Source organism: Streptomyces sp. NPDC006551, from assembly GCF_040611675.1.
In the GTDB taxonomy this organism is placed as follows: domain Bacteria; phylum Actinomycetota; class Actinomycetes; order Streptomycetales; family Streptomycetaceae; genus Streptomyces.
The window spans coordinates 1-23171 of the sequence record NZ_JBEXOT010000043.1 but is presented as its reverse complement, the minus strand read 5'-3'; the positions used below and the strand labels follow the sequence as shown (position 1 = coordinate 23171).

Genomic DNA, 23171 nt, shown 5'->3' with positions numbered 1-23171 from the left:
ACGACGGCAGGCACCCCCGCCGACGTGGTGCGGACCGACAAGGTCCGCGCCACGGACGGCGCCTCCCGCACCGGATCCGCCCTCGGCTACCTCCGCCACGCGGCGGGCAAGCTGGGCGGCGCGGCCGTCTCGCTGTTCGCCGTGCTCGTCACCAGCTTCTTCCTGTTCCGGATCATCCCCGGTGACCCGGTCAAGGCGATGACACACGGCGTGCCGACCTCGGCCGAGCAACTCGCCACACTCCGCAGGCAGTTCGGCCTCGATCTGCCGCTGTGGCAGCAGTTCACGGACTACTGCGCCAAGGCGCTGAGCGGCGACCTCGGCACCTCGTACCAGTTCCACGCCCCGGTCGGCGAGCTGATCGCGCAGAAGCTGCCCGCCACGCTCCTGCTGACCGGTGTCGCGGTGCTGATCTACTCGGCGCTCGGCCTCTGGCTCGGCACCCGCTCCGCCTGGCACCACGGCGGGCTCGGCGACCGGGTCAACACAGGCGTCGCCCTGACGCTGTGGTCCGTGCCCTCGTTCTGGCTCGGACTGCTGCTGATCATCGTGTTCTCGGTCGGCGTCGGTCCGGTCCCCGGGCTCTTCCCGACCGGCGGCATGGAGTCGGGCGCGGGCGAGACGGGCTTGGCGTACGTCCTCGACGTCGCCCACCACATGGTGCTGCCGGTCCTCACCCTGGTCGCCGTCGGGTACGCCCAGACCCTGCTGGTCATGCGCTCCTCGCTGCTCGACGAGATGGGCGGCGACTATCTGACGACGGCGCGGGCGAAGGGGCTGCGCGACGACCTCGTACGCCGCCGGCACGCCGTGCCCAACGCCCTTCTGCCGACGGTCACCATGGTCTTCATCAACCTCGGTCATGTGGCGGCCGGTTCGATCCTGGTCGAGACGGTGTTCTCCTGGCCGGGTCTGGGCGGGCTGTTCTACCAGGCGCTCAGCGTGCCCGATCTGCCGCTCGTGCAGGGCCTGTTCGTGGTGTTCGCCGGAGCGATGATCGTGATGAACCTGATCGCCGACCTGCTCTATCCGCTGCTCGACCCCCGGGTGGGCCGATGACGACCTCTCTGACCTGGGCGCGGCGGAAGAACGCCGTGGCCCGCTTCTGGCGGCAGTACCGCGGTCACCGCGCCGGGCTCTACGGCCTGGCGGGGCTCGCCCTGATCGCGCTGCTCGCGCTGACCGCTCCGCTGACCGTGGGCGCCGACGTGCAGTCGGTGACGAACGCTCCCGGTACGGCCATGGAGTCGCCGAGCTCCACGTTCCCGCTGGGCACCGACCAGTTCGGCCGTTCGCTGCTCGGGCTGCTGATCTGGGGCGCGCGGATCTCGCTGCTCGTCGGGCTGCTCGCGGCGGCGCTCTCGGTCGCCATCGGGACGCTCGTCGGCATCGTCGCGGGCCATTACGGCGGCTGGTTCTCGACCGTCGTCATGCGGATCACCGACTGGTTCCTGGTGATGCCGGCGCTGGTCCTGGCGATCGTGCTGGCGACGGTGATGTCCCGCTCGATCTGGACGGTGATCCTGGCGATCGGTGTCACCAGCTGGCCGACGACGGCCCGGCTGGTGCGTGCGCAGACGATCGCGGTGGAGTCGCGCCCGTACATCGAGCGGGCCACCGCGCTGGGCGGCGGGCACGGGCACATCATGAGCCGGCACGTGCTGCCCAACGTGATACCGCTGGTGCTCGCGCAGACCACGCTCGGCATCTCCACCGCGATCCTCACCGAGGCAACGCTGGCCTTCCTCGGGCTCGGTGATCCGACGGTGGTGTCGTGGGGCGGCATGCTCCAGGACGCGCGGGAGGCGGGCGCGGTCTCCTCGGGCCACTGGTGGTACCTCGCCCCGCCCGGGATCGCGATCGCGCTGGTCGCGCTCGCCTTCACGCTGTGCGGCCGGGCGATCGAGTCCGTGCTCAACCCGAAGCTGGGGGTGGGGCGTTGAGCCTCCTGGAGATCCGCGACCTGTCGGTGACCTATGGGTCGGGGGCGGCCGCGGTGCCCGCCGTACGGGGGGTCGATCTCACTCTGGGCGCCGGACGGAAGCTCGGGGTCGCGGGCGAGTCGGGGTGCGGGAAGTCGACGATGGCGCTGGCGCTGCTGCGTCTCCTTCCGCCGTCCGCCCGTCTGACGGGCGAGATCCTGCTCGACGGCGAGGACGTTCTCACCATGAAGTGGGGACGGCTGCGGGCGGTGCGCTGGGCGGGGGCGTCGATCGTCTTCCAGGGCGCGATGCACTCGCTGAACGCGGTCCACCGGATCGGCGACCAGATCGCCGAACCGCTGCTCGTGCACGGGCGGGCGACCCCGGCGGCGGCGCGGAAGCGGGTCGGTGAGCTCCTCGAGCACGTGGGGCTTCCGGCGGCGCGGGCGGTCGCGTATCCGCACGAGCTGTCCGGCGGGCAGCGCCAGCGGGTGATGATCGCGATGGCGCTCGCCTGTGACCCTCGGCTGATCGTGGCGGACGAGCCGACGACCGCGCTGGACGTGATGATCCAGGCCCAGATCCTGCGGCTGATCGAGCGGCTGGTCGCCGACGAGGACATCAGCCTGCTGATGATCAGCCACGACCTGGCGGTCCTCGCCGACACCTGCGACCGGCTCGCGGTGATGTACGCCGGGCGGGTGGTGGAGGAGGGCCCGGCGCGAGCGGTGTACGACGCCGCCGAGCACCCGTACGGGCGGGCGCTGTCCTCGGCGTTCCCGAGGATCGGCGACCCGGCGTCGCGGCGGGCGCCGCGCGGGCTGCCGGGCGACCCGCCGGACCCGGCGGACCTGCCGGGCGGGTGCGCGTTCCACCCGCGCTGCCCGGTGGCGGTGGAGGTGTGCGGCGAGCAGGACCAGGAATTGCGGGCGGCGGGCGCGGGGCGCCGGGCGGCCTGCGTACATGTCGGGAGCGGCTCATGAAACCACTGGATCCGCACGCGGCGACGTCGGGCACGGCGTCGCCGGACGCCGTGGCGTCCTCGGACGGGGCACCGGCACGGCCGCTGCTGGCGGCGTCCGGGCTGCACATCGCCTTCCCCGGGCGGCGTGGGGCGCCCGCCGCACGGGCCGTGGACGGGGTGGATCTGGACATCGGCGAGGGCGAGATCGTGGCGCTGGTCGGCGAGTCGGGGTGCGGCAAGACGACGCTGGCCCGCTCGCTGCTCGGCCTGGTGCCGCCCACGTCCGGGACGGTCACCTTCGCCGGTGAGCCGTTGTCGTACACCCCGCGCGCCCTGAAGGCGTACCGGAAACGGGTCCAGCTCGTTCTGCAGGACCCGAGCGGCTCGCTGAATCCGCGGCACACGGTGTACGACGCGGTGGCGGAGGGGCTGCGGATCCACGGGTACGACGGGGACGAGCGGGCCGCCGTCGCCGCGGCCCTCGCGCGTGCCGGGCTACGGCCGCCGGAGCGCTTCTTCCTGCGCTATCCGCACGAGCTGTCCGGCGGCCAGCGCCAGCGGGTCGTCATCGCCGGCGCCCTGGTCCTCGAGCCGGAACTGATCGTCGCCGACGAGCCGGTGGCCTCGCTGGACGCCTCGGTACGCGGTGAGATCCTGGCCCTGCTGCTGCGTCTGCGGGACGACCTGGGCCTCTCGGCGCTGGTCGTGACCCATGACCTGGGTCTCGCGTGGAACATCGCGGACCGGGTGGCGGTGATGTACCTGGGGCGGATCGTGGAGACGGGCTCCGTGGAGTCCGTACTGACTTCGCCTCAGCACCCGTACACCCGCGCCCTTCTGTCGGTGCTTCCGGAGTCCGGGGGCGAGCCGGTGGTGCTGACCGGCGAGCCCCCGGACCCGTCCCGCATCCCCTCCGGGTGCCGCTTCCACGCCCGCTGCCAGGTCCTCGCCTCGGGCGAGGCGGCAGCGGTCGCCGACCGCTGCCGGGGCGAGGATCTGCCGGTGCTCGGCGGCGGCAGCGGGGCGCGGGGCGCGGCGTGCCACTGGGTGGCACACCGCGGGGGGACGGGAGGCTGATCCCGTCGGCAGAGAGAGTCGGGTCAGCCCTTCTTGGGCCCGCCGGGCTTCGGCGCGCCGCCTCCCTCGGGCAGGGTCTCGCAGGAGCTGATGGACGTCCGTGTGGAGACCGACTTCACGAGGCAGGTGTCCTTGCCGACGCCGGCGTCCACCGTTCCCCAGTGTTCTCCGACGGTCAGGACCGCCCCTCCGTGCCCACTGATCTTGTCGTCGCCGGGCCCGGCCTGGATCAGTCCACCGGACTCCGGACCCAGGGCGGCGGCCTCGATGGTGTCGTTCTCGCTGCCGCCGAGGACGCGGGCGGAGAAGTCGATGATGCCCGTCTTGATGGTGTCGGCGCCGTCGTTCCCGGTCACGATTCCGCCGCCGCGGTTGAACTGTCCGGGTGCACCGGAGACCGAACCGGTGGTGATCTTGTCGTCACCGTCGTCACCGTGGACGACGGCGCCCAGCTTCGCGCCGTCGCCGCGCACGGTGGCCACCTTGATGATGTCGTTGCCGCGGTTGCCCCGGACCATGCTGAAGGTGGTCTGCGGCACCAGGTGCTTGGCGCGGATCACGTCGTTGCCCTCGCCGCCCATCAGGGCGGAGTCGATGACCAGGCCCCTGACCTCGATCATGTCGTGGCCGCCGCCGCCGGAGACGGTGACGCCTTCCAGGTCGCTGTCGCAGAAGATGTGGTCGTCGTGCGGGGTGCCGTTGACCTGGTTCCCGGGCGGCGCGGGGACGTCGTTGACCCAGCACTGGTGCATGGGGACGCGGCCCTTCTGAGCACCGGACGCCTGGGCGGGTGCTCCGGCCACGGAGACGACGGCCACGCCGGCGAGCAGCGCGGTCAGGGCGGCCGGGCCGCGCACGGCCTTGCGGAGGGATGGCGGGGTGGTGACGGACATTGCGGGTCTCCTTTGCGAAATGGCGAGAGATGCCAGGGGGACGAGCGGTCGAGCGGTCGAGCGGTCAGGTGGTCGTGGTGCGCGCGGGGTGCGCCGCGGGCGGGCAGCCGACGATCCGGCGGGCGTTGAGGTCGGTTTCCAGGGACGGCACGGCGGCCGTGGTCCATCTGCCGAGGCACATCTCCGCGGTGATGCCGGGGCCGAAGCCGGCCACGATGCCGCGGGCGCCCTCGGGCAGGCCGCCCTCGTCGAAGAGCCGGCGTACCGCGTCGAGGACGACGGCGCTGGCGATGTTCCCGTACTCCGTGAGGGTGGCCCGGCTGAACCGGAAATCCTCCGGCGGGACTTCGAGGAAGTGACTCAGGTCGTCCAGGATCCGGGGTCCGCCGGCGTGGATGATGTAGAAGTCCAGGTCGCCGGCGTCCCAGCCGTGCGCGTCGGCGATCTCGCGGAGCGCGGGTGCCAGCGGCTCCATGGTGGTCGGCACCCGCTTGTCGAGCAGGAAGTGGAAACCGGTGGCCCGGACGCTGTACGCGATCCAGTCCTCGGTGTCGGGGACCAGGTGGGAGTTGTTGCGTTCCAGGGCGATCCCGGTGCCGCCCTTCCCCCGGACGACCGCCGACGCGACGGCGTCGCCGAACAGCCCGTTGGAGAGCAGCGAACCCACGCCGAGGTCGGTGGGCTGGTAGCACAGCGAGCAGAACTCGCAGGCGACGATGAGGACGTTGGCGTCCGGGTAGGCGACACAGAAGTCGTGCGCCCGGTTGATGGCGGCGCCGCCCGCCGCACAGCCCAGCTGGGCGATGGGCAGCTGCCGGGTGTGGCTGGGGAAGCCCATGGTGTTGATCAGCCAGGCGGTGAGTGAGGGCATCATGAAGCCCGTGCACGACACGAAGACGATCATGTCGATGTCGGCGGGGCGCAACCCGGCGTTGCGCAGGGCCTCCTCGACGACCTTCGGCACCCGGGCCTTCGCCTCCGCCTCGTACCGCGTGTTGCGTTCCTCGAAGCCGGGATGCTTCAGCGTCTCCTCGATGGGCTGCACGATGTGCCGCTGAGTGACACCGGTGTTCTCGATCAGCCGCAGGGCCAACGGCAGTTGGGGGTGATCGGCATGTCGCGAACGGGCGAGAGCGAGCGTCTCCTCCCTTGTGATCACGTACTCCGGTACGGCCACCGCGGGTTTGCACAGAGTCACCACGACACTCGCTCCTTCGATCAGGTACGTCGTGAACTGCCGCCACACTCACCCGGCGACGGCGACCCCGCAACCGCGAGCGTCACGAAATGCGTACGGAGAGTCACTCGGGTGCCGTCGGCGGCCGGTCCCGGCCGTGCTCCGTTCAGGGGGCTGTGGCCGCCCACCGTGTCGCGGCATCCCCCGCCCGGGAACAGCCTCCCCATGACCTCCGAACCGACGGCCGCGTCACGGCCGGCACGCACCTGGGCGGTCGACGACCTGCCCGCCCTGGATTTCGACCCCCTGCTGACCGAACTGCTCGACAAGGAGCCGGTGGCCCGCATCCGGCTGCCCTTCGCCGCCGAGAACGAGGCGTGGCTGGTCACGCGGTACGACGACGTCCGCGCGGTGACGTCCGATCCGCGGTTCAGCCGGACGGCTCTGCTCGACCGCATGGTGACCGGGATGACCGGCCACATGGTGGCCTCGAAAGCGGCGCTGAACTACGCCGATCCGCCGTACCACACCCAGCTGCGCAAGGCCGTGACCAAGGCGTTCACCGGCCAGAGCACCAAACGGCTGCGCCCGTTGGCGCAGGCGACCACGGACCGGCTGCTCGACGCGATGGAGGAGTCGGGCCGTCCCGCCGATCTGATGAAGCATCTGCACGGCCCCCTGCCGATGGCCGTGGTCTGCGATCTCCTCGGCATCCCCGACGAGGACCGCGCGGAGCTGGCGTCCTGGCCGGACCTGATCCTGTCCTCGGGGCCGGGTCCGGAGAGCAGCAGGGCGGCCAAGGCGCAGATCCACGGCTACATCAGCCGGCTGCTCGACCAGCGGCGCGCGGAGCCGCGCGAGGATCTGGCCGGCGTGCTCGCGGAGTCGCTGGAGGAGGGCCGGATCAGCACCGACGAGGCCGTCTCGCTGGCCATGGCGATCCTGATCAGCGGCGCGCACGCGGTCCGGAACAACAGCGCCAACATGGTCTACCTGCTGCTCACCCGTCCGGACCTGATGGCCCGTCTGCGGGCCGAGCCGGAGCTGCTGCCGCAGGCGGTGGACGAACTGCTGCGCTGGATCCCGCACCGCAACGGCGTCGGGCTGCCGCGCATCGCCACCGAGGACGTGGAGGTCGGCGGGGTGCTGATCCGAGCGGGTGAGGCGGTGTACGCGTCCTACCTCGCCGCCAACCGGGATCCGCTGGTCTTCAAGAACCCGCACGACGTCGACTTCGACCGGGCGGGCACCGGGCATGTCTCCTTCGGGCACGGGCCGCACCACTGCATGGGGGCGATGCTCACCCGGATGGAGTCCGAGGTGATGCTCTCCACGCTGCTGAGGCGCTACCCGGAGCTGCGTCTCGCGGGGGCGCCGGAGGAGACGGTCTTCCAGTCCAAGGGCCTGATTCGCGGCCCGAAGGAGCTGATCGTCACCTGGTGACGCCGCGAGCCGGGCCGGACCGGAGCCGGCCGGGCCTCCTCCCGGACAGGGGCATCGCGCTCAGGCGCGGTGCCCCTGGTCGTACGCCTCGGTCAGCTCGCGGCACCGCTTCACGTCCCCGGCCATCGCTTCCAGCAGGTCGTCGAGGGTGGCGAACTTGAGCATGCCGCGGACGTACGCGAGGAAGTCCACGGCCACGTGCAGGCCGTACAGGTCGAGGCCCTCGCGGTCGATGGCATACGCCTCGACCGTCCGCTCCGTGCCGTCGAACTGCGGATTGGTGCCGACGGAGATCGCGGCCGGCATGCGCTCCCCGGCGGCCGTCAGCCAGCCGGCGTACACGCCGTCGGCGGGGATCGCGGTGTGCGGCAGCGTCTCGACGTTGGCGGTGGGGAAGCCGAGCTCCCGGCCGCGCTGGGCACCGCGCACGACGATGCCCTCGACACGGTGCGGGCGGCCGAGGATCTCCGCGGCGCCCTCCATGTCTCCCTCGGCGACCAGGCGGCGGGTGAGCGTGGAGGAGAACGGCTCGCCGCCGCCCGCCGTGCCGCTCACATAGAGGTCGACCACCTCGACCTCGTAGTCGTAGGTGGCGCCCAGTTCGGCCAGGAAGGCGACGTCACCGGCGGCCCGGTGGCCGAAGCGGAAGTTCGGGCCCTCGATGACGGCGGTCGCGTGCAGCTTGTCCACGAGGACCTTCACGATGAAGTCCGCCGGGGAGAGCTTCGAGAACTCGGCCGTGAACGGCAGGATGAGCACCGCGTCCACCCCCAGCTCCGCCATCAGCTCGGCGCGCCGGTGGTGCGGGGCGAGCAGCGGCGGGTGACTGCCGGGCCGCACGACCTCGGAGGGGTGCGGGTCGAAGGTGACGACGACCGAGGGGACGCCGAGCTCGCGCGCCCGCTCCACCGCCCGCCCGATGATCAGCTGGTGCCCGCGGTGCACGCCGTCGTAGGAGCCGATGGTGACGACGCTGCGCCCCCAGTCCTGGGGGATGTCCTCCAAGCCACGCCAGCGTTGCACTGTGACCGCTCCTCGTCCGCCTGTTCGCCGATTACGCAGGTCTAAGACTGCCATGCTCCCGGCCGCCGGTTCGCATCGGCATGGAACTGCCGAGTCTCTCGACGGTACGGCGGGTGCTCGGGCCGACGAGGGCGGCCCATTCAGGGGGGTCCCCGGACAGCCAGCCGGCCAGTTGCGCGGCGAAGGCGGGGATTTCGCGGGCGAGCTCGACGAGCCGACGGTCGAAGCGGTTCGCGCCCTCGGGGGTGCGCACGAGGAGCAGACCGGTGCGGTGGACGAGATCACGGGTACGGACCTCGCTGCGCCGGTCGCAGCCGAGGGCGGCGGCGCGCAGCAGCGCGTCGAGGACGGCCGGGTCGCGCGACGCGTCCGGTTCGTACGTCTCGTACGTGAGGAGTACGTCGAGGAGCTCGGTCCGCAGGAGGCGGGAGGCGCCGGTGCCGGGGGCCGCGAGGACGGGCGCGAAGGCGCTGCGGACGGCGGCGGGGTGGACGCGGAGGAGGCCGGTGACGAGGGGGAAGAGGACGGCCCTGGCGGCCGGGCCGTGTTCGAGACGGCGGTCCACGTAGGCGGCGGCGTGCGGTGCGCCCTCGGGGTGGCGGTCGACGTACTCGCGGACGAGGTCGGCGGCGCGGCGGGCGAGGGCGGGGGCGGTGATCTCGGCGAGGGCGCGCAGCACGTCGGCGGCCGCGTCGCCGGGTCCGTCCAGGCGGCTCCGGAACGCGGCGAGCACGGGCTCGGGGTGGGTGGCGAGCGCGACGGCCAAGGCGCGCGCGGGCACCCGGGGCTCCGCGAGCGCGCGCGGCAGGTGGCGGGTGCGGGTGTGGGGGTCGCGGACCAGCAGGCCGAGGGCGGGGCCGTGCAGCTCCGGGTCGCCGGGCCGGGCGAGCAGGGCGAGAGCGGCGTAGCGCAGAAGCTCGCGGTCGGCGCCGGTCCGGACGTGCTCGGCGACCACAGTCCCGTAGGCCGCCGCCGCCGCGCGGCGTTCCGGGCGGCCGTCGTCGTGCGCCCACCGGTCGACGGCCCGGCACACAGCGGACGGCTCCTCCTCGGCGAGCGCGGCCAGCAGCCCGTCGGCGAGGGGGTGGGCGGTGGCGGCGAGCGCCTCGCACAGGTCGTCGACGGCCAGGTTCCGGTGCGTGTGGAGCAGCGCCTGGGCGGCGGTGCCGACGGTCGCGTACGGAGCGGCGGGCAGCGGCCGCACGTCGCCGAACCACCGGCACAGCGACGGCTGTACGCTGCGGGGCTCGGCGGCCAGCCGTGCGGCGACGGAGTCGAGGTAGCGCGGCCTGCCTGCCTCGCCGGGCGGCCCGTCGGCGGTCACGAGCCGTCGCCACAGATCCATCCGCTCGTCCTCGCCGATGCGCAGGGCGTCCCAGAACGACGGCCCGAAGAGCCCGAAGACACCCGGCGCGGCGGACGAAGCCCCGTCCGCCGTGGAGGGACCACCGCCCGGGACACCCCCGGCACCCGTACGGTCTAGTAGCCCGCCGACGAGGAGGCTGTCCGGGGCAAGGGAGCCGGCTGGGGTCCGGGGCCCGTCAGGGGGGCGCGGCCCATCGGTGGCGCGGGGCTCATCAATGGCCCGGAGCCCGTCAGGGGCGCGCGACCCGTCGGTGGCCCTGGGTCCGTCAGAGGTGCGAGGCCCGTTGGTAGCCCTGGGTCCGTCAGGGGCGCGGGACCCATCGGTAGCCCTGGGGCCGTCAGGGGTGCGAGGCCCGTCGGTGGCCCGGAGCCCGTCAGGGGCCCGGGCCACGACACCGGTGCTGGAACCGTCGGTGCCGAGGGGGCCGGCAGCGGCCCAGGTCTCGCCACCGGTCCGGAACCCGCCGGCGGTCCGGGATCCATCGCCGCCCGGTGAACCGTCCGTGGCCCGGGAGCCGGCAAGGGCCCGAGGCCCGTCGGCGCGCCCGGCTCCGCCTCCGGCCCGGATGGGCCGGTCGGGGGCGGCGGCCGCCTCAAGGCCAAGGTCGTGCCCGGCGGGCCGCGGGCGCGATCGGCGGGGGACGGTGGCGGCCGGCGTCCCGGGCGGGGTCGCGCCGATGCGGTCGGCGAGGTGACGCAGGACGGGCAGGTACGGCCTCGGGTCCGGGACGCCGAGGAGACAGTCGGCGAGGAGGCGGCTGCCCCACCAGGCGCCGTCCGTGGCGTCCAGGCCGGCGTCGGAGAGCCGGGCGAGCCCGTCGACCAGCCCCTCCAGGCGCGGCGCGAGCGCGGCGGGGCCCTGGTCGCGGTCCAGGAGAAGCAGGGCCTGGAGCACCGGGCCGATGCGGTGGCGTGGTACGGGGAGCGGGCGCGGCGCCACCTCGGCGGACCCGTGCGCGCCGGGCGGCGGGCCGTGGGGCGTGGACAGGGCGCGGGAAGCGGCGCGCCGGGACGGGAGCCGGACAGGGGCGCCCTCGTGCCAGCGGTGGACCAGCGCGTGCAGGGCGCCGTCGACATCGAGGTGCGCGCCCTGGATCCAGTCCGCGAGCTCCTCGTGCCCGAAGCGGTAGCCGGATCCCGCCGGGACGAGGAGCCCCTCGGTCAGGACGGCGGAGGCCCAGCCGGTCCGCCACGGGAACAGCTCCTCGAAGGACTCCCGGTCCAGCTCGCCCTGGCCCGGGCCCAGGCACCGGCGGGCAGCCTCGTGGACCTGTCCGCCGACCCGTGCCGCGAGGCGGCGCACGGCGGTGCCCCGGACGAGGGGGCGGGATCCGGCGGCGATCCGTACGGCGATCCGCAGACACATCAGATCCAGGTGGGCCGAGAAGATCTCCTCCCGTCCGGGCCGCCCCGGCACCGCTCCGGGCAGCGCCTCCCGCACCTCGGCGAGCAGCCGCAGCGCCAGCGGGTGCCGGGCGTCGGCGGCGGCCAGGTCCCTCTCCTCCAGCCCGTACCGCTCCCGTGCCGCCCGTGCCTCCTCCTGGGTCAGGTCCCCGATCACCACGGGTGAGGCCGGGCGGTGCGACGCCCCCGGCGAGTAGAGCGCGCCCGCCTGTTCCCAGTGTTCCGGGCGGCAGCCGAGCATCAGGCGGACACCGTGGGCGCGGAGCCAGTGCTCGGTGCCGGTGGTCCATTCGGCCAGGCGGTGGGCGAGGGCCGGGGGCATCTCCTCCGGGCCGTCGAGGATCACCAGGAGCGGGCGGCCGGCCTCGCGGGCCAGGGCCGCGGCCCGTTCCGGGGTGGCGGTCGTGGCGTCGCCGCGGGCGCCGGTCGTGGCGACGATCCGGCCGGCCTGGCGCAGGGCGCGACCGACGGCGTCGGCGACGGAGGCGTCGTCGGCGTGCAGGTCGGCGCCGCGCAGCCAGACGGTGGGGGCCGGTTCGGTGCCCCGGGCGCGGCGGGCGCAGTGGGTGGCGAGGGCCGTGGTGCGTCCGGTGCCGGGGAGACCGACGAGCGCGAGGACGAGGGCGTCACCGGCGGCGAAGGAGGCGAACTCCCGGACGAGATCCGCCCGTTCCACCGGGTCGGACCGGACGCCGGGCGCGCCTGCCGAGCCGGTGGAGGTGGCGGTGAGCTCCAGGACGCCGGCGAGGTTGAGGTCGTGGCCGTAGCAGGGGACGGTGGCGGCGTTGCGTCGCAGCAGCGCGGCCAGCGGCCCCGTCGGCGCGAGCGGCAGCGCGTATCCGGCGGCGCGGCGCTCACCGTGCAGGGCGGTGCCGAGGACGGCGAGCACTGCTCCGGTGGCGGGGTCGAGGACGGGGCCGCCCGCCGCCTGTCCGCCGAGGCGCAGCGCCTCGGCGCCCTCGGTGCCGATGGCCAGCTCCAGGGCGTTGTCGAAGACGTGGAAGCGGTCGAGTGCGGTGTACGTGACGGACGCGGCGGCGAGGATCCGCGCCTCGCGCCAGCCGTGGGCGGCGATCCGTACATACGCACCCGCTTCGATCTCCCGGCGTGCCGCGATCGGCAGCGGGGGGACCCCGAGTCCGTCGGTGCGCACGAGTGCGAGCCCGGACTGGGGCAGGGCGGTGATGGCGTCGGTCTCCGCGAGGCAGGTGCGGTCGCCGGGGGCCCGCAGGACGAGCCGGACGAGTCCGTCGACGGCCTCGTGGCTGGTGACGACGGTCCCCCGGTCGTCGGCGACGAATCCTGTCCCGCGCGGACGGCCCGCCGGATCACAGATCCGTACCAGCGTCGCCAGGTCCCCGCGTCCCATGGTGTCGACGTTAGGTCGGCGGTGATCACCCCGAGAACCACACGGGACGAACGCGCCCCCAAGCGCTCCCCCGTTTCACTCCGAGCGCCTGCCTGAACGGGTGAAGGGAGGGAGCGGGATGGATAGAAAGTCTCCGGAGGGGGATCGTGGGAGCGGGCACGCGCGCGTGTCCGCTCCCACGCGGAGAACCGGCCGGAGGGGGTCAGCCGAAGACGGCGAGGCTCTTGGCCTTGCCCTTCTGCTCCTCCACCAGGGCGAGCAGCCGGCCTTCCGGCCCGAAGACGGCGACCGGTCCTTCCGGGTAGGACGGCATCTCCAGGCGTACGCCGTTCAGGAGCAGCCGGGCCCGCCTCTCGTCGACGTCCCATCGGGGGAACGCCGCCGCGGCCGCGTCGGCGACCGGCATCACCGACAGCTCCTCCTGGAGCTGGTCCAGCGTCTTGGCCGAGTCCAGCTTGTACGGACCGACCCGGGTCCGGCGCAGCGCGGTCAGATGACCGCCCACGCCGAGCCCGGCGCCGAGGTCGCGGGCGAGCGCCCGGATGTACGTACCGGAGGAGCAGACCACGGAGACGACGAGGTCGACGACGGGCGTCCCGTCTTCGGCGACCGCGTCCCGCACGTCGTACACCTGGAAGGACGAGACCGTGACCGGACGGGCCGGGATCTCGAACTCCTCGCCGCCGCGCACGCGCGCGTAGGACCGCTTTCCGTCGATCTTGATGGCGGAGACCTTCGACGGCACCTGCATGATGGCGCCGGTCAGCTTCGCCACCCCCGCGTCGATGGCCTCGCGGGTCACCTGGGAGGCGTCCACGGAGGCCGTGATCTCCCCCTCGGCGTCGTCGGTGATCGACGTCTGCCCGAGGCGGATGGTGCCGAGGTACTCCTTCTCGGTCAGCGCGAGGTGGCCGAGCAGTTTGGTCGCCCGCTCCACGCCGAGGACGAGGACGCCCGTCGCCATGGGGTCGAGCGTTCCCGCGTGGCCGACCCGGCGGGTCCTGGCGATGCCGCGCATCTTGGCCACGACGTCGTGCGAAGTGAAGCCCGACGGCTTGTCGACGATGACAAGCCCGTCGGGCGTCCTGGTGTGCTGCTGGCTCATTCGGCGGAGTCGTCCTCGTCACCGGGCTTGCGGTACGGGTCGGGCTCGCCGGCGTACGTGGCGCCCGAGGACGCCTGTCGCACCTGCGCGTCCGAGGCCCGCGCCTTGTCGAGGAGGTCCTCGATCGTCTTGGCGGTCTCGGGGAGGGCGTCGGCGACGAAGGTCAGCGTCGGGGTGAACTTCGTCCCGGCCGCGGCGCCGACGGCGGAGCGCAGGATGCCCTTGGCGCTCTCCAGTCCGGCGGCCGCGCTGGCCCGCTCCTCGTCGTCGCCGTAGACCGTGTAGAAGACCGTGGCCTCCCGCAGGTCACCGGTGACGCGGGTGTCCGTGATGGTCACGTGCGTACCCAGGCGCGGGTCCTTGATGCCGCGCTGCAGCTTCTCGGCGACCACCTCCCGGATGAGGTCCGCCAGCTTCTTCGCCCGCGCGTTGTCGGCCACTGGTCCTTCTCCTTCTTTGCCTTGCTCGTTCAGTCTTCATCAGTGTGGAGCCTGCGTCGCACCGACAGCAGCTCCACTTCGGGCCGCGCGGCGACCAGCCGTTCACAGCGGTCGAGCACGTCCGACACGAACCCCGCGTCCCCGGACACCAGCGCCACCCCTAGCCGGGCTCTGCGATGGAGGTTCTGGTCGCCCACCTCGGCCGCGCTCACGGAGAACTTGCGCTGGAGCTCGGCGACGATGGGCCGGACGACGGAGCGTTTTTCCTTCAGCGAATGGACGTCGCCGAGGAGCAGATCGAAGGACAGAGTCCCCACATACATGTATGTCCGGATGTCCCGCCGGTTCGGGGTCAGTGGCCCCGCCAAGGACTTGGCAGGGACACCAGAACCGTACACGCAACGGCCGGGGCCGATCGACGGAATAACTTCCGCCGACCGGCCCCGACTCACTGCGACGATCGGACGCGATCAGACGCGCGGCTTCTCGCGCATCTCGTACGTCGCGATGACGTCGTCGATCTTGATGTCGTTGAAGTTTCCGAGGTTGATACCGCCCTCGAAGCCTTCGCGGATCTCGGTGACGTCGTCCTTGAAGCGGCGCAGACCCTCGATGTTGAGGTTCTCCGCGATGACCTTGCCGTCGCGGATGAGGCGCGCCTTGGTGTTGCGCTTGACCTCGCCCGAGCGGATGAGGACACCGGCGATGTTGCCCAGCTTGGACGAGCGGAAGACCTCGCGGATCTCCGCCGTACCGAGCTCGACCTCTTCGTACTCCGGCTTGAGGAGGCCCTTGAGCGCCGCCTCGATCTCCTCGATGGCCTGGTAGATCACCGAGTAGTACCGGACGTCGACACCCTCGCGCTCCGCCATCTGCGCGGCACGGCCGGCCGCGCGGACGTTGTAGCCGATGACGATGGCGTCGGAGCCCATGGCCAGGTCGATGTCGGACTCGGTGACCGCACCCACACCGCGGTGCAGGACACGGATGTCGACCTCTTCACCGACGTCGAGCTGGAGCAGCGAGGACTCGAGAGCCTCGACCGCACCGGACGCGTCGCCCTTGATGATGAGGTTGAGTTCCTGGACCAGACCGGCCTTGAGCACCTTGTCGAGGTCCTCGAGGGACACCCGGCGGACGCGCTTGGCGAAGGCGGCGTTGCGCTCACGCGCAGCGCGCTTCTCGGCGATCTGACGGGCCGTACGGTCCTCGTCGACCACCAGGAAGTTGTCGCCGGCACCCGGGACGTTGGTGAGACCGAGCACGAGGACGGGAGTCGACGGGGTCGCCTCCTCGACGTTGTTGCCCTTGTCGTCGAGCATCGCCCGGACACGGCCGTACGCGTCGCCGACGACCATCGTGTCGCCGATGCGCAGCGTTCCGCGCTGGACCAGGACGGTCGAGACGGCACCGCGGCCCTTGTCCAGGTGGGACTCGATCGCAATACCCTGCGCGTCCTGGTTCGGGTTGGCCCGCAGGTCGAGCGAGGCGTCAGCGGTGAGGACCACGGCCTCCAGCAGGGAGTCGATGTGCAGACCCTGCTTGGCGGAGATGTCGACGAACATCGTGTCGCCGCCGTACTCCTCGGCCACCAGACCGAACTCGGTCAGCTGACCACGGACCTTGGTCGGGTCCGCACCCTCGACGTCGATCTTGTTGACCGCGACGACGATCGGGACGCCGGCGGCCTTGGCGTGGTTGAGCGCCTCGATCGTCTGGGGCATCACACCGTCGTTGGCCGCGACCACGAGGATCGCGATGTCGGTCGACTTCGCACCACGGGCACGCATGGCGGTGAACGCCTCGTGACCCGGGGTGTCGATGAAGGTGATCCGGCGCTCTTCACCGTTGACCTCGGTACCCACCTGGTAGGCACCGATGTGCTGGGTGATGCCGCCGGCCTCGCCCGCGACGACGTTCGTCTTGCGGATGGCGTCGAGCAGTCGGGTCTTTCCGTGGTCGACGTGACCCATGACGGTGACGACCGGCGGACGGGAGACCAGAGCCTCTTCGCCGCCCTCGTCCTCGCCGAACTCGATGTCGAAGGACTCGAGCAGCTCGCGGTCCTCCTCCTCGGGGGAGACGATCTGAACGGTGTAGTTCATCTCGTCACCGAGGAGCTGCAGCGTCTCGTCGGAGACGGACTGCGTGGCCGTGACCATCTCGCCGAGGTTCATCATCACCGCGACGAGCGACGCCGGGTTGGCGTTGATCTTCTCGGCGAAGTCGGTGAGGGACGCACCGCGCGACAGGCGAATGGTCTCGCCGTTGCCGCGAGGCAGCATCACGCCGCCGACCGACGGGGCCTGCATGGCCTCGTACTCCTGGCGCCTCTGCCGCTTCGACTTGCGACCGCGACGCGCGGGGCCGCCGGGGCGACCGAAGGCGCCCTGCGTGCCACCACGGCCACCCGGACCGCCGGGACGGCCACCGAAGCCACCGGGACGACCGCCGAAGCCGCCGCCACCGCCGCCGGGACCACCCGGACGACCGCCGCCGCCGCCACCGGGGCCACCGGGACGACCGGCGAAGCCGCCGCCGCCACCGCCGGGACCGGCCGGACGGCCGGCGAAGCCGCCGCCGCCGGGACGACCGCCGCCGCCTGCCGGACGACCACCGGGGCCACCGGGGCCACGGCCGCCGGGGCCACCACCGGGACGCGGGCCGGCAGCGGGACGCTGCGGCATCATGCCCGGGTTGGGACGGTTACCGCCGGGCGCGCCGCCCGGACGGGGCGCCTGCGGGCGAGGCATGCCACCGGGGGTGGGACGCGCGCCGCCCTGACCCTGCGGGCGCGGGGCGCCGCCGGGGCCGCCCTGCGGACGCGGGGCCCCCGGAACGGCACCGGGGCCGCCGGGACGGGGGGCACCGCCGCCGGGACGGGGCGCCTGCGGGCGCGCCATTCCGGTGGAGCCACCCGAGGTGAAGGGGTTGTTGCCCGGACGGGGACCGGCCGGACGAGCGCCGGGACGCGGAGCGCCCTGGCCCTGGGGACGCGGGGCACCCTGGCCCTGCGGACGCGGCGCGCCCTGACCCGGACGGGCGGGACGCTCGCCGGCGGGACGCGGACCCGGGGTGCCACCGGAACGCTGACCGGCGGCCGGAGCCGACGGGGGCGCGGTGAACTCGGGGGCGGCCGGAGCCGGGGTGACCGGCTTGGGCGCGGGCTTCGGGCCCGGGCGGGGGCCCGAGGCGGCCGGAGCCGGGGAGGGGGTGCTGCTGGTGGGCGCGGCTGGCGTGACCGGGGCCGGCGCCGCGGGCGCGGCGGGGGCCGGCTTGGGGGCCGGTGCGCCGGGCTTGGGGGCAGCGGGACGTGCCGCGGCGGCCGGAGACGGCGCCGAGGGCTTCGAGGGGGCGGCCTTGCGAGGCGCGCCCGGCTTGGCAGCGGACTTGCCGGCGTTGCCGCCGGGCCCCTGCAGTGCATCAGTCAACTTGCGCACGACCGGCGCCTCGATAGTCGAGGACGCCGAACGGACGAATTCACCGAGTTCTTGGAGCTTGGCCATGACGACCTTGCTCTCCACGCCGAACTCCTTGGCGAGTTCGTATACCCGGACCTTAGCCACTTCGCTCCTTTTAGGTCCGGTTACCGCCGGACCGTCGCTACTTCATGGGCGTACTCATCGCGTACTCATCGAGTGCTCATCGCAATCTCGACCTACTTCCAACTCGCGAGGTACCTGACCGCACGGTGTTCCGTGCCGTACTTCTTCTTACGGTGTCGCCTGCTCGACGTGACAGCGGATTTCCGCGGTGTCGAGCGGTCCCTGGGCCTTGAAGGCCCTCGGAAACGCCCGGCGGCGGACCGCCAGGTCGAGACAGACCGAGGCGGGGTGCAGATACGCACCCCGGCCGGGCAGCGTACCGCGAGGATCGGGGACGCACGCGCCCTCGACCGCCACGATGCGCAGCAGATCGCTCTTGGCCGCTCGCTCCCGGCATCCCACACAGGTTCGCTCAGGGCATACGCGGGCATGCGTCCGGCCAGACACGCTTAAGTCTACCTCCCCGTAGCGACCTCACCCGTGCGGGGCAGAAATCGAACGGTCGTTTGTCGTAATCTCGCCATGGCAGAACGTCACCACGGCGCGATCCATTCCTTCGAGCGCTCCGAGGGGACCGCTCCGGGGAGCCCTCAGGCGCCCTGGTCCTGGTCCGACGGGTGCTCCGTGTCGGGACGGATGTCGATGCGCCAGCCGGTGAGACGGGCGGCGAGCCGTGCGTTCTGCCCTTCCTTGCCGATGGCGAGGGAGAGCTGGTAGTCCGGCACGGTCACCCGGGCCGAACGGGCGGCCAGGTCGACGATCTCGACCTTGGAGACCCGCGCCGGCGACAGCGCGTTGGCCACCATCTCGGCCGGGTCGTCGGACCAGTCGACGATGTCGATCTTCTCGCCGAGCAGCTCCGCCATGACATTGCGCACCCGGCTGCCCATCGGGCCGATGCAGGCGCCCTTGGCGTTCAGGCCCGAACGGGTGGACCGTACGGCGATCTTGGTGCGGTGACCGGCCTCACGTGCGATCGCCGAGATCTCGACGGAACCGTCCGCGATCTCGGGGACCTCCAGGGCGAAGAGCTTCTTCACCAGATTGGGGTGGGTGCGCGACAGGGTGACGGACGGACCGCGGACGCCCTTGGCCACCCGGACGACGTACGTACGCAGCCGCAGACCGTGCGTGTAGTCCTCGCCGGGCACCTGCTCCTGCACCGGAAGGATGGCTTCCAACTTGTCGTCCAGCTTGACGAGGACGTTCTTCGGGTCCTTGCCCTGCTGCACCTGACCGGCGACGATGTCGCCCTCGCGGCGGGCGTACTCGCCGAAGGTGACGTCGTTCTCGGCGTCCCGCAGCCGCTGCTGGATGACCTGGCGGGCGGTGCTCGCGGCGATCCGTCCGAAGTCCGACGGAGTGTCGTCGAAGTCCTTGGGCTCCTGGCCCTCCTCCAGCTCGGAGGGGTCTTCCTTCGCCCACACCGTCACATGACCGGTCTGCCGGTTCAGCTCCACGCGCGCGTGGCGACGGGCGGAGGGGGTGCGGTGGTAGGCGATGAGGAGGGCCGACTCGATCGCCTCGACCAACAGGTCGAAGGAGATCTCCTTCTCTTGTGCCAAGCCCTTCAGGAGCTTCACGTCGATGTCCACGGCTACGCCTCCTCTTCCTTCTTGTCCTTGCGGTTGAACTCGATCTCGACACGCGCCTTGGCGATGTCGGCGAACTCGACCCGGCGGGCGGTGGGCTTGCGCCCCTTCACGCCCGGCACCTCGAGGTCGAGGCCGTCGTCGTCCACGGTCAGGATCCGGGCGATCACGTCGTCGCCCTCGTGCAGCTGCAGCTTGACCAGGCGCCCCGTGGCACGCACATAGTGCCGGTGCTGGGTGAGCGGACGGTCGGCGCCGGGCGAGCTGACCTCGAGGACGTACTCGCCCTCGCCCATGGCGTCCGTCTCGTCGAGCTTCTCGGAGATGGCGCGGCTCAGCTCGGCGCAGGCGTCGAGTTCGACGCCCTCGTCCGAGTCGACGATGACCCTCAGCAGTCCGCGGCGGCCGGCCCGGGACACTTCGATCTCTTCGAGATCCAGGTCCTTCGCGTGGACGAGCGGCTCCAGGAGGCCGCGCAGCCTGTCGCTCTGGGTGGTGCTCATCCGGGTGACTCCTCGGCCGCGTGTGCTGTTGTGGGTTTCGTCGCGTGTCAGACCAAAGGGTATCCGGTCCAGAGGGGTGTTGCCGTCCACGGGGCCCGGGCCGCGGGTACGCTCGCCTGCGGTGATCTTCGAGATCTTCGACCGAGGCACGAGGGAGCGAACGTGGGGCGCACGGGGACGTTGGGCAGGCGCGCGCTCCTGGCGGCGGGCGCGGTGACGCTGGCCGGCTGCACCTCCGACGGGGACGGCGGCCCCGGACGCCCTCGGCAGCCGTCCGCGGCCGAACGGGCGGCGCGTGCCGAGGCGGCGCTGCGCCGCCGGTCGGTGGCGACGAGCGAGGCCCTGCTGGAACGTTACGACGCGGTGCTCGCCGCGCACCCGTCGCTGGCGGCGCGGCTGACCCCGCTGCGGGCGTCGGTGGCGGCGCACGCCAAGGCGCTCGGGGAGGGCGTGACCGACGACCCGTCCGGCTCGGCCACGGCGGACGGCGGTGCCTCCCCGCTCACCGGCCGCCGGACACCGGGCGTCCCGGACTCCCCCGCCGCCACGGGACCGAGCGGCTCCCCCGGTGTGCGGCCGTCGGCGACCGCCAGGGGCCCCGTCGTACCGGCCGATCCGGCCGCCGCGCTGCGGGAGCTGACCGCCGCCGTCCGGAAGGCCGCCGACGCGCACACGGACGCGCTCCTCGACGCGCCGCCCGAGTACGCCCGGCTGCTGGCCTCGGTGGCGGCGGCCGGTGCGGCGCACGCGTATCTGCTGACCGAGGGAGGCCGGGCATGAGCGCCCTCGACGCGGCACAGGCCGCCCTGGCCGCCGAACACGCGGCGGTGTACGGGTACGGGGTCGTCGGCGGCCGGATCGGCGCGGAGCGGCGCGCGGAGGCCATGGCGGCGTACGACGGCCACCGCGCCCGGCGGGACGCGCTGCGCCGGACGGTACGGGACCTGGGTGGCGAGCCGGCCGCCTCGGCGGCCGGTTACGAGCTTCCGTTCGCCGTGCCGGACACCGCGGCGGCCGTACGCCTCGCCGCCCTGCTGGAGGACCGGGTGGCGGGCGTCTACGCCGACCTCGTACGGGCGGCGCGGGGTCCGCTGCGGCGGGACGCGGCGGCCGCGTTGCGCGACGCAGCGGTGCGGGCCGTCCGCTGGCGCGGCGGCGACGTAACCTTTCCTGGGCTCGCCGAGCGGGTGTGAGCCGGGCCCCGACCAGGCTCCGAACCGCGGAAGGAACGACGCACGCATGGGTTTCGAACCGCCGCAGCGACTGGTGCGGGCGCTCGGCGAGACGTACGGGGACGCGGTCGCGGAGGAGTGGCTCGGCAGGCTTCCCGAACTCGCGGAGGCCACGCTGGACCAGGCGTCCCTGGACGTCGAACGGGTGGTGGCACCGGGCGGACGGAGCAGCCTGGTGGTGCTCGTACGGCAGCCGGACGGCTCTCCGGCGGCGTTGAAGATCGCCCCCGGCTTCACTCGCCCCGCGCTGGAGCGGGACGCGCTGGCGCATTGGGACGGCTGGGGGGCGGTGCGGCTGCTCGGGGAGGCGAAGGGTGGTGCGCTGCTCCTGGAGCGGCTGCACACCGAGGTCTCGCTGCGCTCCCTGCCGGAGGCGAAGGCGCTTCTGGAGGCGGCCGGAACGGTACGGCGGCTGTGGGTCGAGCCGCCCACGGGGCACGGCTTCGAGTCGGTCGCCGAGCGGACCGCCCGGCAGGCCACGGCCATGGCGGCCCACCGGGGCGACGAGGTGGCCGGCGAGCTGACGGCGGCGGCGCTCGCCATGCGCGAGGAGCTGGTCGCGGACTCCCCCGAGACGCTGCTGCTGCACGGCTGCTTCCGCCAGGGCAAGGTCCTGGCCGGTGACCGGGCGCCGTGGCTGGCGGTGGGGCCCGATCCGCTGGTCGGCGAGCGTGCCTACGACCTGGCGCGGCTGGTCCGGGACCGGGTCGAGGATCTGGTGGCGTCCTCGGCGGGGGCCTCGTCGGCGCGCCGGCGGGTCAACAAGCTGGCGGACTCCCTGGAGGTGGACCGGGAGCGGCTGCGCGGCTGGTCCCTGTTCCGGGCGGTGGAGTCGGGCACGCGCGCGCTGGCGGCGGGACGGCGTCAGGACGCGGAGCTGTTGCTCGAGTTCGCCGGCTGGCTGTAGGGGAATACCCTTTTTGTAACGCTTTCTGTGACGCTCGGCTCGGACCTTGAGGGGGCCGTGATGGTCGAGGAGCTGTTGACGGCGGCGGCAGGTGTCGGAATGGCCGTGGCGGCCTACGCCGGGGCCGCCGCGCGTGTGGTGAAGCAGTACGAACGGGGTGTCGTCTTCCGCTTCGGACGTCTCCTCCCCCAGGTGCGGGGGCCCGGGTTCACGATGATCGTTCCGGTCATCGACCGGCTGCACAAGGTGAACCTCCAGATCGTGACGATGCCGGTGCCGGCCCAGGAGGGCATCACCCGGGACAACGTGACGGTGCGGGTGGACGCGGTCGTGTACTTCAAGGTGGTCGACGCGGCCGAGGCGTTGGTGCGGGTGGAGGACTACCGCTTCGCGGTGTCGCAGATGGCGCAGACGTCACTGCGGTCGATCATCGGCAAGAGCGATCTCGACGATCTGCTGTCGAACCGGGAGAAGCTCAACCAGGGTCTCGAGCTGATGCTGGACTCGCCCGCGATCGGGTGGGGGGTGCAGATCGACCGGGTGGAGATCAAGGACGTGTCGCTGCCGGAGACGATGAAGCGGTCGATGGCCCGCCAGGCGGAGGCGGACCGTGAGCGGCGGGCGCGGGTGATCAACGCGGACGCGGAGCTGCAGGCGTCGAAGAAGCTGGCGGAGGCGGCGGGCGTGATGTCGGACCAGCCGGCGGCGCTGCAGCTGCGGCTGTTGCAGACGGTGGTGGCGGTGGCGGCGGAGAAGAACTCGACGCTGGTGCTGCCGTTCCCGGTGGAGCTGCTGCGGTTCCTGGAGCGCGCGGCGCAGAACCAGCCGGGGCCTGGGGTGCACGGGCACGGGCTGCGTCCGGAGGCGCCGAGGACACCGACGGCGCCGACCGAGAGGTTCGAGGACCCGCTGCCGGGACTGCCGGGCGAGCCGGGTGCCCCGCTGCCGGAGCCCCTGGACGACACCCTGACCGGCCCCCCGGTCGACCCGGACCCGGACCCCCGGGGCGGCCCCTGACGGCAGCGCAATCGTTGTGTTCCTCCCCCAGACTTCGTCCGGGGGAGCCAGGCGGAAGGGGTGGGCACAACCCGACGACGGCGCCGACCCCGTGGGCACCGCAGGCACGGGGAGCCTGGGCCCGGCAAGGGCGCCGTCCGTTGTGCCCACCCGTTCCGCCGTCCGTTGTGGGCACCTGTTCCGCCGGGGCGGA

The 23171-nt window shown here is 72.9% G+C and carries 20 protein-coding genes; 9 read left to right on the top strand and 11 right to left on the bottom strand.

All coding sequences use genetic code 11. From position 1 onward, the window contains the following. Positions 1-27 precede the first annotated feature (27 nt). Genes ABZY12_RS28340 through ABZY12_RS28325 form a run of 4 tightly spaced genes read left to right on the top strand, consistent with a single transcriptional unit; the run spans position 28 to position 3963 of the window. The gene (locus ABZY12_RS28340; RefSeq protein WP_356895236.1) at positions 28-1059 is read left to right on the top strand and encodes an ABC transporter permease; all 1032 of its coding nucleotides are present in this window, start codon (positions 28-30) and stop codon (positions 1057-1059) included. Further along, positions 1056-1943 (top strand): ABC transporter permease, encoded by an 888-nt coding sequence (locus ABZY12_RS28335; RefSeq protein ID WP_356895187.1) that lies wholly within the window; start codon positions 1056-1058, stop codon positions 1941-1943. Before ABZY12_RS28340 ends, ABZY12_RS28335 begins: the two co-directional genes overlap by 4 nt. Next, positions 1940-2905: an ABC transporter ATP-binding protein gene (locus ABZY12_RS28330; protein ID WP_356895185.1), complete on the top strand. Its 966-nt coding sequence runs from the start codon at positions 1940-1942 to the stop codon at positions 2903-2905. Before ABZY12_RS28335 ends, ABZY12_RS28330 begins: the two co-directional genes overlap by 4 nt. Then, positions 2902-3963, top strand: a complete 1062-nt coding sequence (locus ABZY12_RS28325) for an ABC transporter ATP-binding protein (protein WP_356895183.1) — start codon at positions 2902-2904, stop codon at positions 3961-3963. The genes ABZY12_RS28330 and ABZY12_RS28325 overlap by 4 nt, the downstream gene beginning before the upstream one ends. A gap of 23 nt (positions 3964-3986) precedes the next feature. Here the strand turns inward: ABZY12_RS28325 and ABZY12_RS28320 are convergent, their stop codons facing one another. Both ABZY12_RS28320 and ABZY12_RS28315 read right to left on the bottom strand, forming a co-directional pair. After that, positions 3987-4856 (bottom strand): hypothetical protein, encoded by an 870-nt coding sequence (locus ABZY12_RS28320; RefSeq protein ID WP_356895181.1) that lies wholly within the window; start codon positions 4854-4856, stop codon positions 3987-3989. Between the two features lie 64 nt (positions 4857-4920). Further along, complete coding sequence (locus ABZY12_RS28315; RefSeq protein ID WP_356895179.1) at positions 4921-6057, bottom strand: type III polyketide synthase; 1137 nt, start codon at positions 6055-6057, stop codon at positions 4921-4923. 201 nt (positions 6058-6258) lie between these two features. Here ABZY12_RS28315 and ABZY12_RS28310 point away from each other — a divergent pair, with 201 nt between their 5' ends. Beyond that, positions 6259-7476 (top strand): cytochrome P450, encoded by a 1218-nt coding sequence (locus ABZY12_RS28310; protein WP_356895177.1) that lies wholly within the window; start codon positions 6259-6261, stop codon positions 7474-7476. Between the two features lie 60 nt (positions 7477-7536). Here ABZY12_RS28310 and ABZY12_RS28305 read toward each other — a convergent pair whose 3' ends face one another. The 9 genes from ABZY12_RS28305 to rimP form a co-directional block, all read right to left on the bottom strand. After that, the gene (locus ABZY12_RS28305) at positions 7537-8499 is read right to left on the bottom strand and encodes a bifunctional riboflavin kinase/FAD synthetase (protein WP_356895175.1); all 963 of its coding nucleotides are present in this window, start codon (positions 8497-8499) and stop codon (positions 7537-7539) included. 31 nt (positions 8500-8530) lie between these two features. Then, positions 8531-12637: a trypsin-like peptidase domain-containing protein gene (locus ABZY12_RS28300; RefSeq protein ID WP_356895173.1), complete on the bottom strand. Its 4107-nt coding sequence runs from the start codon at positions 12635-12637 to the stop codon at positions 8531-8533. 202 nt (positions 12638-12839) lie between these two features. Beyond that, positions 12840-13742, bottom strand: a complete 903-nt coding sequence (gene truB, locus ABZY12_RS28295; protein WP_356895171.1) for a tRNA pseudouridine(55) synthase TruB — start codon at positions 13740-13742, stop codon at positions 12840-12842. Next, positions 13739-14182, bottom strand: coding sequence for a 30S ribosome-binding factor RbfA (gene rbfA, locus ABZY12_RS28290; protein ID WP_356895169.1), 444 nt, complete (start codon positions 14180-14182; stop codon positions 13739-13741). Before rbfA ends, truB begins: the two co-directional genes overlap by 4 nt. A 29-nt stretch (positions 14183-14211) precedes the next feature. Then, a complete protein-coding gene (locus tag ABZY12_RS28285; RefSeq protein WP_356895167.1) occupies positions 14212-14505 on the bottom strand; it encodes a DUF503 domain-containing protein in 294 nt (97 codons plus the stop codon). A 147-nt stretch (positions 14506-14652) separates the two neighbouring features. Beyond that, positions 14653-17748 (bottom strand): translation initiation factor IF-2, encoded by a 3096-nt coding sequence (gene infB / locus ABZY12_RS28280; protein ID WP_356895165.1) that lies wholly within the window; start codon positions 17746-17748, stop codon positions 14653-14655. Positions 17749-17895: 147 nt separating this feature from the next. Beyond that, complete coding sequence (locus tag ABZY12_RS28275) at positions 17896-18174, bottom strand: YlxR family protein (RefSeq protein WP_356895163.1); 279 nt, start codon at positions 18172-18174, stop codon at positions 17896-17898. A 143-nt stretch (positions 18175-18317) separates the two neighbouring features. Then, on the bottom strand, positions 18318-19322 hold the full coding sequence (nusA, locus tag ABZY12_RS28270; protein WP_356895161.1) for a transcription termination factor NusA: 1005 nt from the start codon (positions 19320-19322) through the stop codon (positions 18318-18320). Between the two features lie 2 nt (positions 19323-19324). After that, complete coding sequence (gene rimP, locus ABZY12_RS28265; RefSeq protein ID WP_356895159.1) at positions 19325-19822, bottom strand: ribosome maturation factor RimP; 498 nt, start codon at positions 19820-19822, stop codon at positions 19325-19327. 162 nt (positions 19823-19984) lie between these two features. Between rimP and ABZY12_RS28260 the strand changes: the two genes are divergently transcribed. Genes ABZY12_RS28260 through ABZY12_RS28245 form a run of 4 tightly spaced genes read left to right on the top strand, consistent with a single transcriptional unit; the run spans position 19985 to position 22978 of the window. Then, a complete protein-coding gene (locus tag ABZY12_RS28260) occupies positions 19985-20602 on the top strand; it encodes a hypothetical protein (RefSeq protein ID WP_356895157.1) in 618 nt (205 codons plus the stop codon). Then, positions 20599-21015: a ferritin-like domain-containing protein gene (locus ABZY12_RS28255; protein ID WP_356895155.1), complete on the top strand. Its 417-nt coding sequence runs from the start codon at positions 20599-20601 to the stop codon at positions 21013-21015. The genes ABZY12_RS28260 and ABZY12_RS28255 overlap by 4 nt, the downstream gene beginning before the upstream one ends. A 46-nt stretch (positions 21016-21061) precedes the next feature. After that, the gene (locus ABZY12_RS28250; RefSeq protein ID WP_356895153.1) at positions 21062-21961 is read left to right on the top strand and encodes an aminoglycoside phosphotransferase family protein; all 900 of its coding nucleotides are present in this window, start codon (positions 21062-21064) and stop codon (positions 21959-21961) included. Positions 21962-22021: 60 nt separating this feature from the next. Then, on the top strand, positions 22022-22978 hold the full coding sequence (locus ABZY12_RS28245; RefSeq protein WP_356895151.1) for an SPFH domain-containing protein: 957 nt from the start codon (positions 22022-22024) through the stop codon (positions 22976-22978). Positions 22979-23171: the final 193 nt, after the last annotated feature.